Origin of the sequence: Nocardia sp. NBC_00565 (genome assembly GCF_036345915.1) — a bacterium.
Lineage (GTDB): Bacteria > Actinomycetota > Actinomycetes > Mycobacteriales > Mycobacteriaceae > Nocardia.
On record NZ_CP107785.1, the window covers coordinates 4,779,876 to 4,796,672 of the forward strand.

15 protein-coding genes are annotated in these 16,797 nt (G+C 64.5%); 8 read left to right on the forward strand and 7 right to left on the reverse strand.

Annotated features, from left to right (window positions below):
* Positions 1 to 19: 19 nt before the first annotated feature.
* The 8 genes from OG874_RS22520 (at position 20) to OG874_RS22555 (ending at position 8,538) form a co-directional block, all read left to right on the forward strand.
* Positions 20 to 439, forward strand: coding sequence for a YbaB/EbfC family nucleoid-associated protein (locus OG874_RS22520; RefSeq protein WP_330257101.1), 420 nt, complete (start codon positions 20 to 22; stop codon positions 437 to 439).
* Between the two features lie 24 nt (positions 440 to 463).
* Positions 464 to 1,123 (forward strand): Uma2 family endonuclease, encoded by a 660-nt coding sequence (locus OG874_RS22525; protein ID WP_330257102.1) that lies wholly within the window; start codon positions 464 to 466, stop codon positions 1,121 to 1,123.
* A gap of 134 nt (positions 1,124 to 1,257) precedes the next feature.
* Positions 1,258 to 1,431, forward strand: a complete 174-nt coding sequence (locus OG874_RS22530) for a hypothetical protein (RefSeq protein ID WP_330257103.1) — start codon at positions 1,258 to 1,260, stop codon at positions 1,429 to 1,431.
* A gap of 234 nt (positions 1,432 to 1,665) precedes the next feature.
* Complete coding sequence (locus OG874_RS22535) at positions 1,666 to 1,854, forward strand: hypothetical protein (protein ID WP_330257104.1); 189 nt, start codon at positions 1,666 to 1,668, stop codon at positions 1,852 to 1,854.
* Between the two features lie 105 nt (positions 1,855 to 1,959).
* Positions 1,960 to 2,997 carry a GNAT family N-acetyltransferase gene (locus OG874_RS22540; protein WP_330257105.1) on the forward strand — a complete coding sequence of 346 codons (1,038 nt, stop codon included), beginning with the start codon at positions 1,960 to 1,962 and terminating at the stop codon, positions 2,995 to 2,997.
* On the forward strand, positions 2,985 to 4,238 hold the full coding sequence (locus OG874_RS22545) for an MFS transporter (protein ID WP_330257106.1): 1,254 nt from the start codon (positions 2,985 to 2,987) through the stop codon (positions 4,236 to 4,238). The genes OG874_RS22540 and OG874_RS22545 overlap by 13 nt, the downstream gene beginning before the upstream one ends.
* Positions 4,235 to 5,512 carry a KamA family radical SAM protein gene (locus tag OG874_RS22550; RefSeq protein WP_330257107.1) on the forward strand — a complete coding sequence of 426 codons (1,278 nt, stop codon included), beginning with the start codon at positions 4,235 to 4,237 and terminating at the stop codon, positions 5,510 to 5,512. The genes OG874_RS22545 and OG874_RS22550 overlap by 4 nt, the downstream gene beginning before the upstream one ends.
* Before the next feature lie 221 nt (positions 5,513 to 5,733).
* Positions 5,734 to 8,538: an ATP-binding protein gene (locus tag OG874_RS22555; protein ID WP_330257108.1), complete on the forward strand. Its 2,805-nt coding sequence runs from the start codon at positions 5,734 to 5,736 to the stop codon at positions 8,536 to 8,538.
* Positions 8,539 to 8,548: 10 nt separating this feature from the next.
* Here OG874_RS22555 and OG874_RS22560 read toward each other — a convergent pair whose 3' ends face one another.
* The 7 genes from OG874_RS22560 to OG874_RS22590 form a co-directional block, all read right to left on the reverse strand.
* On the reverse strand, positions 8,549 to 9,544 hold the full coding sequence (locus tag OG874_RS22560) for a C40 family peptidase (RefSeq protein ID WP_330257109.1): 996 nt from the start codon (positions 9,542 to 9,544) through the stop codon (positions 8,549 to 8,551).
* Between the two features lie 410 nt (positions 9,545 to 9,954).
* Positions 9,955 to 10,890 carry a hypothetical protein gene (locus OG874_RS22565; RefSeq protein WP_330257110.1) on the reverse strand — a complete coding sequence of 312 codons (936 nt, stop codon included), beginning with the start codon at positions 10,888 to 10,890 and terminating at the stop codon, positions 9,955 to 9,957.
* Positions 10,891 to 10,946: 56 nt separating this feature from the next.
* Positions 10,947 to 12,209, reverse strand: coding sequence for a hypothetical protein (locus OG874_RS22570; protein WP_330257111.1), 1,263 nt, complete (start codon positions 12,207 to 12,209; stop codon positions 10,947 to 10,949).
* Positions 12,210 to 12,218: 9 nt separating this feature from the next.
* Positions 12,219 to 13,481 (reverse strand): hypothetical protein, encoded by a 1,263-nt coding sequence (locus OG874_RS22575; protein ID WP_330257112.1) that lies wholly within the window; start codon positions 13,479 to 13,481, stop codon positions 12,219 to 12,221.
* The gene (locus OG874_RS22580) at positions 13,478 to 16,006 is read right to left on the reverse strand and encodes an ATP-binding protein (RefSeq protein ID WP_330257113.1); all 2,529 of its coding nucleotides are present in this window, start codon (positions 16,004 to 16,006) and stop codon (positions 13,478 to 13,480) included. Before OG874_RS22580 ends, OG874_RS22575 begins: the two co-directional genes overlap by 4 nt.
* Positions 16,006 to 16,539 carry a hypothetical protein gene (locus tag OG874_RS22585; protein WP_330257114.1) on the reverse strand — a complete coding sequence of 178 codons (534 nt, stop codon included), beginning with the start codon at positions 16,537 to 16,539 and terminating at the stop codon, positions 16,006 to 16,008. The genes OG874_RS22580 and OG874_RS22585 overlap by 1 nt, the downstream gene beginning before the upstream one ends.
* Positions 16,536 to 16,796 (reverse strand): hypothetical protein, encoded by a 261-nt coding sequence (locus tag OG874_RS22590; protein WP_330257115.1) that lies wholly within the window; start codon positions 16,794 to 16,796, stop codon positions 16,536 to 16,538. Before OG874_RS22590 ends, OG874_RS22585 begins: the two co-directional genes overlap by 4 nt.
* Position 16,797 lies beyond the last annotated feature (1 nt).

Consider the following 16,797-nt stretch of genomic DNA (forward strand, 5'->3'; position numbering starts at 1 on the left):
CAGTGAAAGGAAGCTAGCGATGGAGAGCTGGGAACTCGACGGACTGCGCTCGGCCAACTACGGCATGCGCAACCAGGTCGACCACATCATGGACGCACTCGCCGAGCAACGCACCCAAATCGCCGCCGTCCAGGAACAGCTGACCACCGTACGTGCCACCGCGACCTCGTCCGACGGCTTGGTGGAGGTGACCGTGGACAGCGGAGGCGTGCTCACCGAAGTGAAGTTCGGGCCAAAAGCCTTGCAGGCCAAGCCCGAGGACTTGGGCCGCTCGGTAACCGAGGCCGGACAGGCTGCCGCGCGCCTGGCGCAGCAGCGCAACGCGGAGATCATCGCCCCGATCGCCGCCGCGACCGACGCCATGCCCGACCTGCCCGACCTCGTCCCCGGCGCACCCAGCCTGCGCGAATTGGCACGCCGCGACCGCGAGCAGGACTGACCCCTCGACAACTACTATTGCGGCATGTCCCTTCCACGCATCGAGCATCCGGACCTGCCTGAGTTCATGACCTGGGAAGAGTTGCAGCGGCTACCCGAGGAGATCGCGGAACAGATCGAGCTGTGGAACGGTCGCGTGGTGTGGGTGCGCCGCGGTCCGGCCGAGCATCAGACGTTCTCCAACCGTCTCTGGAGCACAATCGAACGCTGCGCACGAAAAGCTATGTCCGACGGGGAAGGGGACGAGCACTGCTGGCGGGTCACAACCGAGACGAACGTGTTTCTGGGGCACAGCGGCAAGTCCGATTTCCTGACACCCGACTTCCTCGTTCACCGATGCCTCGACTCCCCCTACCAGGATGTCCGAAGTGGGGATGCGCTGCTGGTCGGCGAGGTCCTGTCTCCGTCGAACACGCAGACCGATATCGAAGCGAAGAAGGCCCGCTACGCCAGCGCGGGAATCCCCTGGTACTGGGAAGTCACCCTGGCCCGTGAGGCAAGCGCCATCGCCACCGTCCGCGCCTACGCGCTGGAAACCGGGCACGGCCGGCTTCCGGATGGCGTCCACCCGCTCCGCGCGGCCAACTACCTCGTGACCGGTGAATGGACACCTGACGATCCGAATGGGATAGCGATCGACTTCCCATTTCCGATCCATATCCCCTGGTCCGAACTCGAATACTGAGCGGCAACCGCGCATCCGCACTCCGCGCGGCGCATTCATCCGCGCCGGATGTACACCCGAGTATCATCCGGAGCGCGCCCAGAGTTGCCGTAGCAAAGCAGAATTCATGCCGTAGCGAGAGGTGCCCGAGTGTAATGCTCGACGGTTCGCGTGCATGCACCGACGCATCGCTCGAATTCATCGGAGGGCAGAACGAATTCTGGAATTCGCGGGATTTGCACCAGCCGATCGCGTCGGCAATTCTCGCCGCCGATATGGGCAAGCAGTCGGTTATTTCTTCAGCAAGAATGAGTCGGGGCGTTCGTTAACCACGCAGATAGGCATACGTCCCGAGTCATACCGGATTCGCTGGAATATAGCCGTTGTCGTCGCTGTATACCGACAGCTGGATGACCTGCCGTGCGCCCGGTCCCGCGATGGCCTCGACGCGACAGATCTTATGTCGACCGAAGGGCATCGGATCAACTCGTTCGCCGCATTCCGCACACGGATCACCTCGCTTCCGATCATCGAGCCGCCATAGGCGACGCTATGGCACGAGTATGCGCGAAACATCCGCCGATCCGAACAGAAATATCCGCATAGGTGCGAAGATGCCGCCGCTCAACGGCAAAAGCCTTTACCACTGTTGGGAATTCGATACACCGGGCCGCACCGCACTGCCTGCGGATAACCATTCGCGGCACAGCATCATCGAGGGCGTTAACCCCCATTACCTTGGCGATGAATGATGGCACGCTTGATATAGTGTCGTTAGATAGCGGCATATTCGAGTGATCCTGCGGCATCAGCGCCGATTCCGCCCACTCGTCGGGATCGGCAGGTGCGCGATGCGTGTGAAACTGAGAACGTCGGAGATTCGCCCGCAGGCCTGGGCCGAGGTGAACGCCGCGACGACGGATTACGCCGTATCCGATCGCTGGTTGGAGACAATGGGGCCGTTGTTGCCCGGTGAACCGCGGTGGATGATCAGCGAAGTAGACGGGCGGCCCGGGGTGGGTCTGCATACCCGGTTCCTGAAATCTCCGCCCGCAGAGCCACGTTACGACATAGCCGCGATTCTGCGCGGTGAGATCCCTTCGCTCGAGCCGCGCTCGGTTCCGCCGTCTGCCCCCGACACGGCGTCGCTGTATCCGTCGGTCCTGGCAGTGCTGCCCGGCTACACCTGCGTGGCCGCCGGGCCCGGTGCGACCGACCCGATCGTGCTCGGCCACACCCTGCGGGCGGTACACGACTGGGCCGAACGCCAGGGGGCCAGGTCAATCTCGTTTCTGTATGTCCCTGAGCGGCAACATATCCTGCGCCGCGCTCTGGAAGAGTTCGGCGCTCGGCCGGTGCCGTTGTATCCGACCTGTGTGATGCCGGTGGACTTCGCGGATATCGAGGAGTACCTGGCGCAGTTGTCCCGACAGCGACGCCAGGACCTGCGCAGGTTGCTGCGCCGGATCGATGAGAACGGGATGCGGCTCGGCGAAGAGGATCTGGCCGACGTTCGCGACGACGTACTGGAGTTGCGTCTGGGTTCGCTGCGCAAGTACCACGCCACCGGCAACCGGGCCGTTCAGGCCGCGACGCTGGATCGGGTGATCGGTCACTACCCGCCGCAGGACCGCATGGTGACCACGGTTCGGCATGGCGAGCGCGTCGTCGGCTTCACGCTTTCGCTGCGCCACGGCGACACGGTGCGAACGGTGTGGTCCGGACGCAGCCTAGATGCCTACGGCGCGTACTTCGTGATGGTGTTCTACGGAATTGTGGCGGCGGCACTGCGACGCGGATGCACCAGCATCGACTTCGGCACCCTGAAATGGCGGGAGAAGGTCTCCTTCGGCTGCACACTCGAGCAGTTGACCGGCCACACATGGACGCTGTAAGTCATCCGGGCGGCGGTCGGCTGTTCCTGCCCGGCCAGGCCGTGTCCTTGTTCGGCGATGGGCTTGCCGTCCTGGCCATCCCCCTGCTGGTGCTGCAATCGACCCATAACCCGACGGCCGCGGCACTAGCCGCCGCGCCGCGCACGGTCGGCTACCTGATCGCCGGATTACCCGCGGGTCCGCTGGTCGACAGGGCCGATCCATGGCATGTGCTCATCGCGGCGGACGCGGTGCGGTCGGCGATATTCGTCGCGCTGTTCGGCCTGGCGGCCACCCGGGTCGCACCGGTCGGTGTCATCCTCGCACTGGCTTTCGCAGCGGGCGTAGCTGGCGTGTTCTTCGAGACCGCACTGGCGGTTGCGGTGCGTGACGTCTATCGCGACCGAGCACTGGTGCGCACCAACTCGTTTCTGGAAACCGCGAGTCGGACCGCATTACTCATCGGTCCCGCAGCGGTCGGATTGCTGACGGCCGCAGTGGGTTTGGCTACCGCACTGCTGGTAGACGCGGCGACGTTCTTGGTTTCGTTGGCGACGCTGTGGGGAACCTACCGCCGCATGCCGCGGCGGGTGCGCCACCTGGCCCCGATGTCCTGGCGTCTGCTGCGGTCCGAATTTCGTGCCGGGCTGCGCTATCTCGCGGCGACTTCGATCATGACCGCGCTGGCGGTGCTGCAGGTGGTGACCAACTTCTGTCTCGCGGTCGAGACACTGATCGTGTTCTTCGCCCGCGACTATCTCGGCGCGTCCGCGGGTTCGGTCGGCATCGTGGTGGCGGGTGCCGGCGTCGGCGGAATCCTCGGTGCGGCAATCGCTCCCGCCATCGCGTTCCGATTCCGGCCGGTGCCGCTGTGCCTGCTCGCCGTGTTGCTGATCGGCGTCGCGCTGGCCGCGGCCGGCCTGGCACCGGGCATATGGTGGCTCGCGGCGAGCAATGCGGTGCTGGTCGCGGCCGACGTGCTGGGCGGCATCGTGATCCGAACGTTGCGGCAGCAGATCGTGCCGCGCGAGGTGCTGGGCCGGGTCACCAGCACGGTGCGGTCGGTTGTGCTGGCGGCCATGCCGGTGGGGGCGGTCGCGGCCGGTCTGGTGACCCAGCTCGCTGATAACAATCCGCGCCCGGTCTTCCTGGCCGCGGCGGCGTTGATCTGGTTGTCCGCCCCGGTGATCTGGATCACCGGGTTGCACCGCCACCGTGGTGTACCGCTGTACCGCCCCGATAGAGAGTTGGTGACCCCATGAAGATCTTCACCGGCGAACGTCTGGCCGAATTGGCCCGACAGCACGGCCTGTCCAAGGAGTACCTGCGTGAACTGCGCATCGTCTCCTCAGTTTTGCCGTTTCGGGTGAACAACTATGTCGAGCAGGAGTTGATCGATTGGACGGCCGCGCCCGAGGATCCGATCTTCCGGCTCACCTTTCCGCACCGGGATATGCTGCCGCCCACGACATTCGCGGCCGTGGCGGCGCTGCACGACGCCGCCGCACCTCAGGAGGTGCTGGCCAAGGCGGGTGCCGAGGCGCGTCGGCAGCTCAACCCACATCCCGGCGGCCAGATCGAAGCCAATGTGCCTGTGCTGCATGGGAATCCAGTTATCGGTCTGCAACACAAGTATCGTGAAACCCTGCTGGTGTTCCCCTCCCCGGGGCAGACCTGCCACTCCTACTGCGGTTACTGCTTCCGATGGGCCCAGTTCGTCGGCTCGGAGACCCGCCAAGCCCTATCGGCTCCCGCCGTCATGACCGCCTATCTGCACGAGCATCCCGAGGTCACCGATGTGCTGTTCACCGGCGGTGACCCGATGATCATGAAGACAGCGGTGCTGAGCCGCTGGGTGGAGCCGCTGCTGTCCCCGGGCCTCGAGCACATCCGGACACTCCGCTTCGGCACCAAGGCGATGTCTTACTGGCCTGCCCGGTTCACCGACGATAACGATGCCGACGATCTGCTGCGTTTGCTCGCACGGTGCGTGGCAGCGGGCCGCCACGTCGCGGTGATGGCCCATTTCTCGCATCCGCGGGAACTGTCGACAGCCACGGTGCGGCGGGCCATCGCTCGCGTCCGCGATACCGGTGCGGTGATCCGGGCGCAGGCGCCGCTGGTCGCGCATGTCAACGACGACGCCGCGACCTGGGCCGAGATGTGGCAGCGGCTGGTCGAAGCGGGGGTGATCCCCTATTACATGTTCGTCGAACGAGATACCGGCGCCCGCAACTACTTCGAGGTGCCGCTGGCGCGGGCCCTGGACATCTACACCGACGCCGTCCGTAGCGTGTCGGGGCTGGCCCGGACCGCCCGCGGCCCGGTCATGTCCACCCACATCGGCAAGGTCGCACTCGACGGCGCCCCGACCATCCTGGGCACCAAGGTTTTCGCGCTGCGGCTCCTGCAATCCCGAGACCCCGGCCACACCGGCCTGCAGTACTTCGCCCACTACGACCCGGCCGCGGTCTGGCTGGACGATCTCCGGCCTGCGCTCGGCACGTCGATTCCCGGTCGCGCCGAATCCCAGTGACTCCGGCCTCGTCCACATGGATCGGCTGACGACCGACCTGGCAACCGCCAATTGCGTTGCGCCAGAGCGACCTCCGAGTTACCGGCCGGGATCCTACGGCCGTGAGTGCGCGAAATACCCGTCGGACCGGATCGAAACATCCGTACGGTCAGGACACCGAGCGGCCCAACACGAACGGTTCGACAGGGCCGCCGTCGACCGAGATCGCTAGGCTCACCTGCATGCAGGAGTCCATCGCGCCGGTGTTCCTCGGTCGTGATGCCGAGATCGAGACGCTGGCGGCGCTCGCCGAGCGAGTCGCCGCCGGGCAGGGCGCTGTTGTGCTCGTAGAAGGCGAGCCCGGTATCGGCAAATCGTCGTTGCTCGAAGCGGCCAGGGTCCGGTTTGCGGCAGCGGGCCTGCACGTTCGCCTCGGCGCCGCCAAGGAACTACAGCAGGACGTGCCCTTCGCCGCGGTGCGCTCATGGCTTGATGCCGACTCAGCCGCGTGCAAGCCGAGGTCGGATCCGATCCGCGAGCTGCTGCGTGGCGGGGATCGGGCCGGCGACGTCGCGGCAACTCATGAAATCGCCGTCGCCGAGGCAATTCTGGATCGCGTCGACACTTGGTGCGCGGCCGGACCGGTGGCACTGATCATGGACGACGTCCACTGGGCCGACCCGTCGAGTCTGTCGGTGTTGCACCGACTCTGCGCCCTCCTCGACGATATGCCGCTGCTGGTGCTGCTCGCGGCCCGCCCGCTGCCTCGGGGCCGGGCATTCACCGCGCTCTCGGCCGAACTCATCGAACGCCGTGCTCCGCTGGTCCGGCTCGGCGCACTCACCGACGCGGCGGTAGCGGAGTTGGTGCGACACATGGTCGGTGCCACACCGGCCCCGAGCTTGCTGCGCGAAGTGGGTAGCGCTGGCGGAAATCCGCTCTACCTCACCGAATTGGTGGCCGCGCTGGTACGCGAGCAGGCGATCACAGTGGTATCGGACACCGCTGTCCCCACAGGCACTGCCGCCGGCGAGCGCCCGTCGGCCTCACTGGCGGAGGCTATTTCGCGGCGGCTGGGCTTTCTGTCCCGCCGAACGCGGGACGTGCTGGCGATGGCCGCCGCGCTGGGACCGGCCGTCGACGTCGCGGAGCTGGCCACGGTACTGAACAGTCCCATCGTGGATATCTGGAACGCCGTCACCGAGGCGAGGGATAGCGGAATTCTCACCGTGGTGAACTCCGAACTGGTGTTCCGCCACGACCTGATCCGCCGCGTGCTGGCCGATCAGTTGCCCGCCTCGCTACGCTCGGCTCTGCTACAACGGGCCGGACAGATTCTGCAAGCGACCAGTGCGCCGATCGAGCGGATCGCATACTATCTGACGGCCGGAGACCGCGAACTGGGCAGGACCAGCCTCGACTGGCTGGTGGCCGTGGCCGACCAGCTGGTCATTCGAGCGCCCGAGCTGGCGGTGCAGCTATTGCGACGCGCAGTGACAGCCACGGAGTTCGACCGCGCACAGCATTCCGTGCTGATCCGCTTGCATGCCAAGGCGCTGCTGTGGAACGGACGGGCGACCGAGGCCGAGGCCGAGGTGCGCGTTGCGATGTCACTGCGGCCGGAGAATCGCGACGATGTCGAAATACACTGGCTGCTCGCCCAAGCCTGCCAGGCTCAGGGACGGATGGCCGATGCCGTCACCATCGCCGAAACAGCGCTGACCACAATGGATCTCAGCGTCGAGGAGGCGGGCCGATTCCAACGCATGTGCACAGTGCACAATTTCTTCCTCGAGCGTTTCGATGCCGCGGAGCGGGCCGGTCGACAAGCGGTCGCCATGGGGGAATCCAGTGGGGATCCCCTCACCACGGGATACGGTCTCACTGCCCTGGGTGCGGTGCGATACACCCGAGGCCATCTCGATGAGGCGCTGCAGCTGAGCACTCGGATCCCCATCACCTTGACCGACGGCACCGGACCGGACCAGTTCGATCCCTATGCGCTGCGGGCGCACTGTCTGATCGAACTCGATCGCCTGACCGACGCCGAAGACGTACTGAAACAGGCGGTAGCGCACAACCGCCGGATCCAGGGCGTATACCTATCCTCGAATCTGGTCGCCAAGGCACGGCTGCACCTGCTGGACGGTCGCTGGGATGATGCGCTCGCCGAATGTGCGGCGAGTATGGCGGTGCCCGACTCGCTCGGGTACGCATTGGTCGCGCACAGTGTGGCGGCGCTCATCGGAATTCACCGCGGCACATTCAATCCGGACACCATTCCCGCGCCGGACGACCGATTGGGCCACACCGGCTACGCACACGTCCAACCCTGGGTCAGTGCACTACTGCACGAGACCCGCGGCCACCCCGACCTGGCATTGAAACTGCTCGTCGATGCCCATCAGCGACTGGCCGACGGTTTGGCAGCGGCGACGCTGTACTACACCTTCCCGGACATCGCCCGGCTGGCCACGGAAGTCGGTGACACAGATGCCGCTCAATCGGTGGCAGCGAACGCGGACGAGCTCTTGGCGCGACAACCGACCGCCTCCAGGAATGGAACGGCGCTGCTGTGTCGTGGTCTGGCCGACCACAACCCCGACGACCTCTGGGCGTCCGCCGAAGCATTCCGGCGGGCCGGGCGGCCACTGTTCGAAGCGCACGCACACGAGAACGCCGCCGTGCTGCTCGCCGACGCGGGACGCAAGGCCGACGCCCGCCGTGCACTGGACACCGCGACCAGGCTCTACAGCCGAATGGGCGCGTCCTGGGATATAGCCCGTGCGGTCGCACGCGTACGGCCATACGGGATTCGGCTGGGTGTCCGCGGTCGGCGCAACCGCCCCAAAACCGGCTGGGCGGCGCTGACCGATACCGAACGCAAGGTCGCCGTACTGATCACCGAAGGCTGCTCCAACTCCGATATCGCGGCGCAAATGTACTTGTCGCGCCGCACAATTCAATCGCACGTATCGAGCATCCTGGCGAAACTCGACCTACGGTCGCGGCACGAGATCGCCGCGGACATGCCACCAACCGGATGATCCCGTAGCGCTACGAATATCGGCTGGCATGGTAGCTACTCGGCAAGGCCCGCACGCGTACGTTCAATCCGGTACGCGGCGCTTCCACACATTGACCGTTCCCGATGTACATCATGACGTGCTGGGGATTGCCGCCGTTGAATTCCGAATCCGGGAAGATCAGGTCGCCGGGTTGAATATTCTTCGGATTGACCTTCGGCAACTGTTGATACTGTTGCGCCGCCGTGCGCGGAATCTTCACGCCCGCCTTGGCCGCGGCATATTGCATGAGTCCCGAGCAGTCGAAGGAGCCCGGACCTTCGGCACCCCACACATAGGGATCGCCGACCTGGGCCAGCGCGACCTTGATCGCCTGCTGGGCGGCCGCACTCGTGCTGGTGCCGGTGCCGCCCGGGTATTCCTGTCCGTTGAGGTTGTAGAGGTATTGGCCGGTGAGTCGGTTGATGGCGTTGGCGGTGTCTTTGGCGCTGGTGGTGGTGCCGGAGACGATGGAGTGGGCTTTCTGTAGTGCGGTGGTGAGGATTTGGTGGACCTTTTGCTGCCCGGCCTTGGTGTAGGCCTGGGGCCCGAGCTCGGCCAACGCGACGTTGACCTCACGGATCAAAGCGACGACGGCTTTCTTGTCGACCTTGTGGTTACCCGCCAAACCGGTGATATAGGTCGCGAGTTGGTTATCGAGGTTGTTGAACGCGGTCGCGGCGTTAGCCTGCCACAACTGCCTGGCTTTGATCGAAGTCGCGGTGCTGCCGGATCCGGATCCGTTGACGCCCAACTCCTTACGCAACGCCGTGACCTCGGGGTCACTGGAATCCCCGTCACCATAGACCGCGGCCAACGTCTTCAGCGTCTTCAACGCCTCCTGCGCCTCCGGCGACAGTCCACTGTCCCCGGAGCTGCCCTCCGAACCCGAACCACCACTGCCGCTACCCGAACCGGAGCCGAGTCCGGCCAACGCCGAGGCGATCATCGGCAACATCGACAACGCCATCGCCCCCGCCGGCACCATCGCCGCCAGAGTGTCCCCATCCAATCCCGGGCCCTGCTCCGGCGCCGGCTCCGCAGGCGCGACCGCAGACCGCCCCCCAGCATCCGGCGCCACCACCTGCCCCTGCGGCGCCGGACCCGCAGTCACCGCCCCCGGCGCAGCACCACCCGGCGCGGGCGCACCTTGACCAGCCCCCGAATTCGGGGACCCCGCACCAGAACCCGCACCCGGAGCCGCAGAACCGGGCGACCCCGAACCATTCTGACCCGGCTGCCCCGAACCATTCTGCCCCGGCGCCCCCGGCGCCGGGGCACCATTCTCCCGCCGCCGCTGTTCCTTACCCGACCACGGCGTCACTGGAGCGGACGAATCACCATCCACCCCAGGATCATCGACACCCTCGTCGACTTGTACGTCCACCGGACTGGTCATCATCCACCACCCAATACACGCTTCACCCGGACATCATGCCCGGTCGGCATCGCTTCCTGCACCGTACGCCCCGAGGCCGGATCGACGGTGACGATTTGCGTTGCACTAACCGCGATTCCGGAGCGCGTCGGGGCATTGTGCCGGTAATTCCAGAACACCAGATCACCTGCGGACACCGCCGACGGATCGACCCGCTGACCGCAACTCGCCTGCCCGGCAACGGTATTCGGTAGGACGACCACGGCCGATGCCGCATCGCCCGCGGCCGTGAGCTGCCCGCATGGTTTCCGCGTCGTCGTAGTTCCTCGCTCGGCTACGCCGGACTCGGGCGCAGTCGAGCCAGCGCTGGTCGCATTCGCGGCCGTGGGCAGATCACAGCGTCCCGTCGCCGATGCGGCCGATGCCTGGTAGATCACCGCCCGCCCCATCGCGGCGAACTCCTCGAGCAGACCACCCGAACTACTGTCGATCGACCCTGGCGGCGGGCCCAGCTGTGCGAGGGCCAACTTCTGCGCGCATTCGGAGAGGAAGCCGGTATTGGCGGTCTGCAGCGGCGCGGCTTGGTACGGAGCGGATTTCAATGCGCTGACGCAGGCCCGCTGCCATTCGGAAACGTCGGTGTCGTCCGGGGCGATGGTCAGCTCCGCATAGGGGTTGGTGGTCGGTACCGCCGACGAATTCGCCGAATTGGCTCCACTCGTCCTGGCTCCGCCACTCGCGGCGGCGGTCGTGCTGGGCACCACTGTCGCGGTGCTGGAGGGATCCGGCCCGACCGCACTGTCGCACTGGTAGCTCAGATCGGCAGAGGCCGGCGATGTCACCCCGCCGACCGCCAGCACTACCACCATCAGGCCGCTGCCGCAGCACGACACGACCGCCAGCAGCACCCATACCCAGGCCGGGATCATCGCGAGGATCATCAGACGTTGGATCATCGAGCGCCCTTCCTAGGTGATGCCGATTCGGATTGCGCGGTTCTGGGGGAAATTCGCTATCGCCGGAGCTGACGAGCCACCCCCTGCAGTGCGCCGCCCCAACGGGTGTCGGCATGGGCGCTTCCCGGTGGTGCCACTGAATTCCACGGAGTTCCCTGGACGCCGGATGCCCAATGGTCGGTATCGACGGCAGCGGCAATTTCACCTCGGACTATACGCATTTGCTCCCCGTCGGTGACGTTCTCCATCAACTTCATGGTTTCCTTCTCGATCCGCATGGCGTGTTCATTTCCGATCCACTGCCGCATGCGGGACGCGGCGGTTCGGTCGATCCCATGGTTCTGCAACCAAGCCGCCGAATTATTGCCGTTTGCCACCATTTGGGTCAGGTCTTGCCCGTCCGCCAAAGCTTGCAAGGCGTGCATCTTGTCACTTGTGGCGTTCGCCATGTAATCCCGGACATAGAATTCTTCGTCACCCATCGGGAGACCGCGCGCCGTGCGGCCGCCGTCGAGGGTGACGCCACCGGACTTCGTCCTGCGCAATACGAACGCCGATTGCTGAAGAGTCGCGAAGTCAGCCGCTGCTTCGTCGACGTCACCGCGGCCATCCATCAGCCGTCGTCCCTGGAGCTGGGCACGTTTCACCGCGGCGGCCACCAGGCTGAGGTCCTTATCGGCAAGTTGCTCGTCGTCAGCAGCGGAGGCGACGATATTGCGAGAGCGAGCAGCGAGGAACATCCGCTGCTTGTTTTTGAATCCAGCACCCTGCATCGCACCGAATGAATCCGCGATGCTTCCGCCAGCATCGAGCGTACCCTGCACACCCGCAGAGGCCCCCAAGGCATTATCGATTCTGCCGCCGTGTTCCCTGGCCCCCCGGAGGGCTCTACGAACACCCTCGACAAACAACGGGCGGTTCATATAGGACTGCGAATATGCTGGGCCGAACCATTCGTCCCCCCACACTCCGCCCTGAGCGGCCGCCGTTGCCTTCTTCAACTTCGACTGGGGGTGTATGGAGCCCGGAAGTCCGCCCATCATCCATTCGGTCAGGGGCGAGTTCGCGATGGTGCTCATCCCGCCCATCAGCGCCATCATCCCCAGGCCTGACATCTTGTGGCCCGCACCGGTTTGGCCCATCCCCAGGGCGGTGCCACCGCCCCCGGAGCCCGAACCGCCTTTGGCGCCGCCTTTCTGTATCCACAGCCCGGTACGGTTGGTTACCCAATCACTACTAGTGTGCAGGTTCCCATTGAGTTTTCGCACCATGGGAATGAAAAGAATTTGGAGTATGGTCACGAAGAAGAGCACCGACATCGCCTGCTCCTACGCCTGCTCGAACAGACTGTTCATGAGCAACATCACGGTAGCCGAGAAGATAATATTGGTAGCCATCAACGAGGCCGCGTAGAAAGCGTGAACCGCACAGCGGATCGTCCACGTCTGTGTGGGTCCGTAGATATACCCACCCGCGGCGAACCCGAAAATCATCAAGAATCCGTAGTAGATCGCATCGAGCGCAGTCCAAATGACCCTGACCGACATGTAACCAAAAGAGATAAACGACACAATCGCCATCAGCAGCAGAAGCAACATGCCTCCGAACTGCGCCCAGCTGGGATTGTCCGCCGCCGCGTACGCGGCGGAGTCCCCGCAGGTCTTCAGGCCTTTTTTCACCTGGTCCTCGTTACCGGCCTTCATTCCCGCCGACCATGCCGCCTTACACGCCGGCTTCTCGTCGATCAGATGCCCGAAATTCACCACCTGCAGCGGTCGCCGTGCGTAATTATCCACCATCTCGGCCTGCATCGTGGCCACCAACTGGGTGGAGTCCGGGTTATTGTTACCGTTGAGCCCCGCAGCCACCGCAATACCTATATTCCGCCCCTGCGCCAACAACCCGCTCGACGAAACCACGTCCTCTAGCGGATGCTCCAGAACAAACGGACTCAGCATCGCCACCACAAACACTGCGACAAGACCCGTCACCGCTCTGGCGGGATAGCCGCGGATGATAAAGACGGCCAGCGGGAACGCACCGATCGTAACCGCGAGAGCCAAGAGGACGGGCGTCGCGATTTGGTCCGTCAGATCTTCGGCCGCCTTCTGCAACGGCGAGCCGATCATATCCAGCCAACCGAAGCTGAACGTCTTACCGACCACCCAGTTCCAAGTCGTCACAATGAGGCCCCACGGCGCGAATACCAACAGGATCATGGACGAGAGAAGAGTATTCCCAGGATGAAGTAGGCTGCCGTGGTTGGTGACGAACATATAGTTCGATAGTGGCACCCCTGATGAGTCATGGATGTCCATCCAGCTGGTCGCGCTGTTGATCGACGATGCCGTGGTGTCGGTGTCGGTCTCCGCGGTAGCGAACGCACTCACGACACCTGGAAACACGAACAGCACGAAGACGGCGACGAGAATCCACGTTGTCCAGCGTCGACGACGGGTCGCGGAGATCCAACGACGACATCGTCGGAACGCCGCCTGCGGCGACCAATAGGCCGGATCCCAGTCCGGTTCCCACCCCTGCGACGTCCGCCAATCGTGCAGGCGGATGCCCTGACCGGCATCAGCACTCATGGGGTTACCTGCCGTTTCAGAGCAGATGTGCGGACTGTCCCGGCCGCGGCCGGTGTGCTGGTGATCGCTGCCGCCCGGTCGGGGCGTGCCGGGCCGAGTACTTTGCCGCGCCCGATTCGGTTCAACGCATCACGCATGAACATCTCACCACGACGTTCGTCGGGCACCTGACGCCCCGGACCGATCGGCGGCGAAGTCTCTTCGCGCAGTATCTGCAGCAGGAACGGCGCTTCCGCCAAATCCACGCCGAGCCACTCCAGACTGTTGCGGGCCAGGGTTTCGTCGCGCTGACGGAAGACGAACCGGTTGGGTATCAGATTGTGGGCCGCCCCCTGGAAGTCGGTTGCGGGATCGTGGGATGCCAGCCCGATCGCGGCGAGGTGTTTACGTCCGTCTCGGCTGAAGTCCGAGGTCACCGACGAACCGACTTGCGTTTGGGTGAAATGGTGCGCCTCGTCACCCACCAGCAAGCCGAATCTGCCGTTGTCGGTGAGGAACGCTTCCCGAGCGGCCACGCCGACCAGCTCGTAGAGCGCGGTGCCGAGGCGCTTCGTCAGTGGCAATCGGTTGTACAGGTGTGGCGTGGTGAGTTCCTCCGCCGACGGCAGCGCAAGATTGTGGCTGCGGATGACCGTCGCGGCAGCGGTGAGCTGCAACGGACGCAGCTTCGGGTCGAAGAGCACCGGCACCCGCTCGGCGATGGTGCCGAGACGAGCGGCCAGGTCGGCATATTCCTCTTCGCGGCCCGGCTGGTCACGTAGCCGTCGGACGACGTGGTAAAGATCGAGCAGACTCCGGATGCCGTGCTCGGCAATGCCTCTGGGCGTCAGCAGATTGCTGGCGGCGGCACCGGCGCCGGAAGTGGGCGACAGATCCAGCAACGGCAGGATCGAATCCAATGCCCGCTCGCCGGCGATCCTCGGGTCGAACAACCGCAGCGGATCCAGCGATACCGTCGGATTGGCCAAATCGATGACGACGGCCTTATCGATCGACGACGCGAAATGCTCCCACTCGCCGACCTGACTACGGTCGATGGCGAGGAACTGACCGCCCATATCGTGGACGAGGACCGCCATCAGTTTCAAGAAGTAGGACTTGCCCGACCCGAGCTCGCCGGTGACGGCGAACGACGCGGACAAATCGTGCAGCGCGGCTTCCATAATGCCGAAATGGATCGGCTCGAAGTTTCCGGACAGCAGATTGACGCCGATCACCGGGCCGCTGTCGTCACCGATCTGACTGCTGGTGAACGGCACGAAACCGGACCACATATCAGATGGAAGAATATGGGCGAAGTCGTCGAACGCGCGCCGCGGCGGGCTGCCGGGAATCAGCATCGACCACAGATCGACCTGCGCGCCGACCGGTGCGGTCATTTCGACCTGAAAGCGCTTGTAGCGGCGCTTGATCGTATTCACCGCATCCAGCGTGGCATCGCGCGATGGTCCACCGATAGCGACCACAGTGGTGAACGATACTTCCGATTCGCCACCGTTGACCTCGAAGTGCTGGTTGTACTCACCGAGCATCTGCGCCTTCGACATCAAGGTGTTCTGCGCGAAGGAGACCTCCTGGTCGCGCTGGTCCATCTGCTCGCCGAGCCGTCGCAGGCTCAGCTCGTTGTTCTTCAGCACCTGCTCCGCGGGCTTCGTCGACACCCGCATCCCCCAGTCGACCGTGACATCCGGCAAACCTTCGAGCACATTGAGGAATTCACTGCCGCCGGGGAATGTCATTCCCGAATACGGGAATGAGCGGGGCGTAAGCATCGACTGGTAGGACTGCCGATACGCGTAGTCCGGCTGGACCACCTTGATCACCGGGACAAATGACGGCCGGATCCGCCGGTTGCTGTCGGCCTGCGCGCCCTCGTCGAGCGCACCCGCGCAGAAGACCGCCGCCGTCGCGTCGTCGAGGGCTCCGGCCCGGGTAGGCGCAATCGGATCGCCTGCCGCACCGCGCGAAAGGTAGTGCTCCCACAGCCATTGGAATAGCGCGGCGGGCACCGGAACCGGATCGAAATCGCCGCCGACCCTGGACAGGATCTCCTTCGCCTTCTCGTCATAGTCGTCCAGATCGGCGCGCGAAATCGCGGTCGCGTCGATCGTGCTCGTACTGCTGCGCCACATTCGCGACAGCGCGGAGATACCGGGATTCGCGGCGCCGACCGGAATCGAGAGCAGGAACAGCCGCGTCTGCGGCATGATCGCCCGAACCCGCTCGTAGGAGGCGACCACCTCGTCGGCGTACTCCTCGCACTCGTCGAGATCCACGCCCTCTACCATCTTGGTCAGCACGTCGATCGTATTGAGCCGCGCCTGGATGCCGAGTAGCAACGAACCATTCGGCAGATTGTTGATCAACGAATGATGGGACAGCTTCACATCGAATTTGTCGCTGGCCTTGCGCAGCCCGTAGCCGAGCGGGTTGATGAAATAAGTCGCGGTGACCAGACCCGAATGGGTGAATTGCAGATGCCCGCGAATCGCGGCGGTTGGCTGAAGATCCTGTCCGAATGCCATCAACCGCGACCTTCCGCTGGGTGTTGACTATTGCCGTTCAACCGAGCGCTCAGGTCTGCGCCACTCCCGCCCGCGCCGAGCGCCGCGAGCATGCGCTCCTCGAGGATCGCGTCGCCTACCGGCTTTTCCGCGCCCGAGTAGTCGGGCAGGATAATGACAACCGATTCTTCGACGAACATGGCCATTCGTGCTGAATCCGCATCGACCGGCATACCGGAAGCAGAGACCGGTTTGCGGTAGACGATGAGCCGACCGACCCACATCGCCCGAGAGATCATCCGGACGCCGGTATATGGCACCAACCCGAGGCCGAAGACGGTCGCTATTGTCAGCACTAGACCCACGATGAAGGTGACCGCCGGGTTGGCCGGAAATGTCATGGCACACACCGAGGTGATCGACATCATCACCACCGCCCCCGCGACCTGCGGCAGCGTATATGGCCCGAACGGGAGCTTCTGCCCGTTCTGCGCCTTGCCGATCATGGTCGGCACCCGCTTGATCGGGGTGAAAACCTTGATCACCTGGGTCATCGATAGCCACCGATGGGGTGATCGGGGACGATGATGTTGGAGTCGGTGCGCGCGTAGTTGACCAAGGTCGGGAGTATCCAGAACAAGACCGCGGCGAGCAGGGCCGAACCCGCTACCGCGAGGATCTTGGCCGGGGACAGTCGGGATTTGGCCGCCTCGGAGATCAGCACACCCATGCTCAGGATGGTGATCAGGATCAGCCCCGCCCAGCGGACGAAGATCAGTACGCCGTACAGAATGGCGCTCAAATTACCCATG

Bases quoted from the DNA above. Each gene is read 5' to 3' on its own strand.
- OG874_RS22520 (WP_330257101.1), top strand. From the start codon at position 20: ATGGAGAGCTGGGAACTCGACGGACTGCGCTCGGCCAACTACGGCATG.
- OG874_RS22525 (WP_330257102.1), top strand. From the start codon at position 464: ATGTCCCTTCCACGCATCGAGCATCCGGACCTGCCTGAGTTCATGACC.
- OG874_RS22530 (WP_330257103.1), top strand. From the start codon at position 1,258: ATGCTCGACGGTTCGCGTGCATGCACCGACGCATCGCTCGAATTCATC.
- OG874_RS22535 (WP_330257104.1), top strand. From the start codon at position 1,666: ATGCGCGAAACATCCGCCGATCCGAACAGAAATATCCGCATAGGTGCG.
- OG874_RS22545 (WP_330257106.1), top strand. From the start codon at position 2,985: ATGGACGCTGTAAGTCATCCGGGCGGCGGTCGGCTGTTCCTGCCCGGC.
- OG874_RS22550 (WP_330257107.1), top strand. From the start codon at position 4,235: ATGAAGATCTTCACCGGCGAACGTCTGGCCGAATTGGCCCGACAGCAC.
- OG874_RS22555 (WP_330257108.1), top strand. From the start codon at position 5,734: ATGCAGGAGTCCATCGCGCCGGTGTTCCTCGGTCGTGATGCCGAGATC.
- OG874_RS22560 (WP_330257109.1), bottom strand. From the start codon at position 9,544: ATGGTGCCGGCGGGGGCGATGGCGTTGTCGATGTTGCCGATGATCGCC.
- OG874_RS22565 (WP_330257110.1), bottom strand. From the start codon at position 10,890: ATGATCCAACGTCTGATGATCCTCGCGATGATCCCGGCCTGGGTATGG.
- OG874_RS22570 (WP_330257111.1), bottom strand. From the start codon at position 12,209: ATGTCGGTGCTCTTCTTCGTGACCATACTCCAAATTCTTTTCATTCCC.
- OG874_RS22575 (WP_330257112.1), bottom strand. From the start codon at position 13,481: ATGAGTGCTGATGCCGGTCAGGGCATCCGCCTGCACGATTGGCGGACG.
- OG874_RS22580 (WP_330257113.1), bottom strand. From the start codon at position 16,006: ATGGCATTCGGACAGGATCTTCAGCCAACCGCCGCGATTCGCGGGCAT.
- OG874_RS22585 (WP_330257114.1), bottom strand. From the start codon at position 16,539: ATGACCCAGGTGATCAAGGTTTTCACCCCGATCAAGCGGGTGCCGACC.
- OG874_RS22590 (WP_330257115.1), bottom strand. From the start codon at position 16,796: ATGGGTAATTTGAGCGCCATTCTGTACGGCGTACTGATCTTCGTCCGC.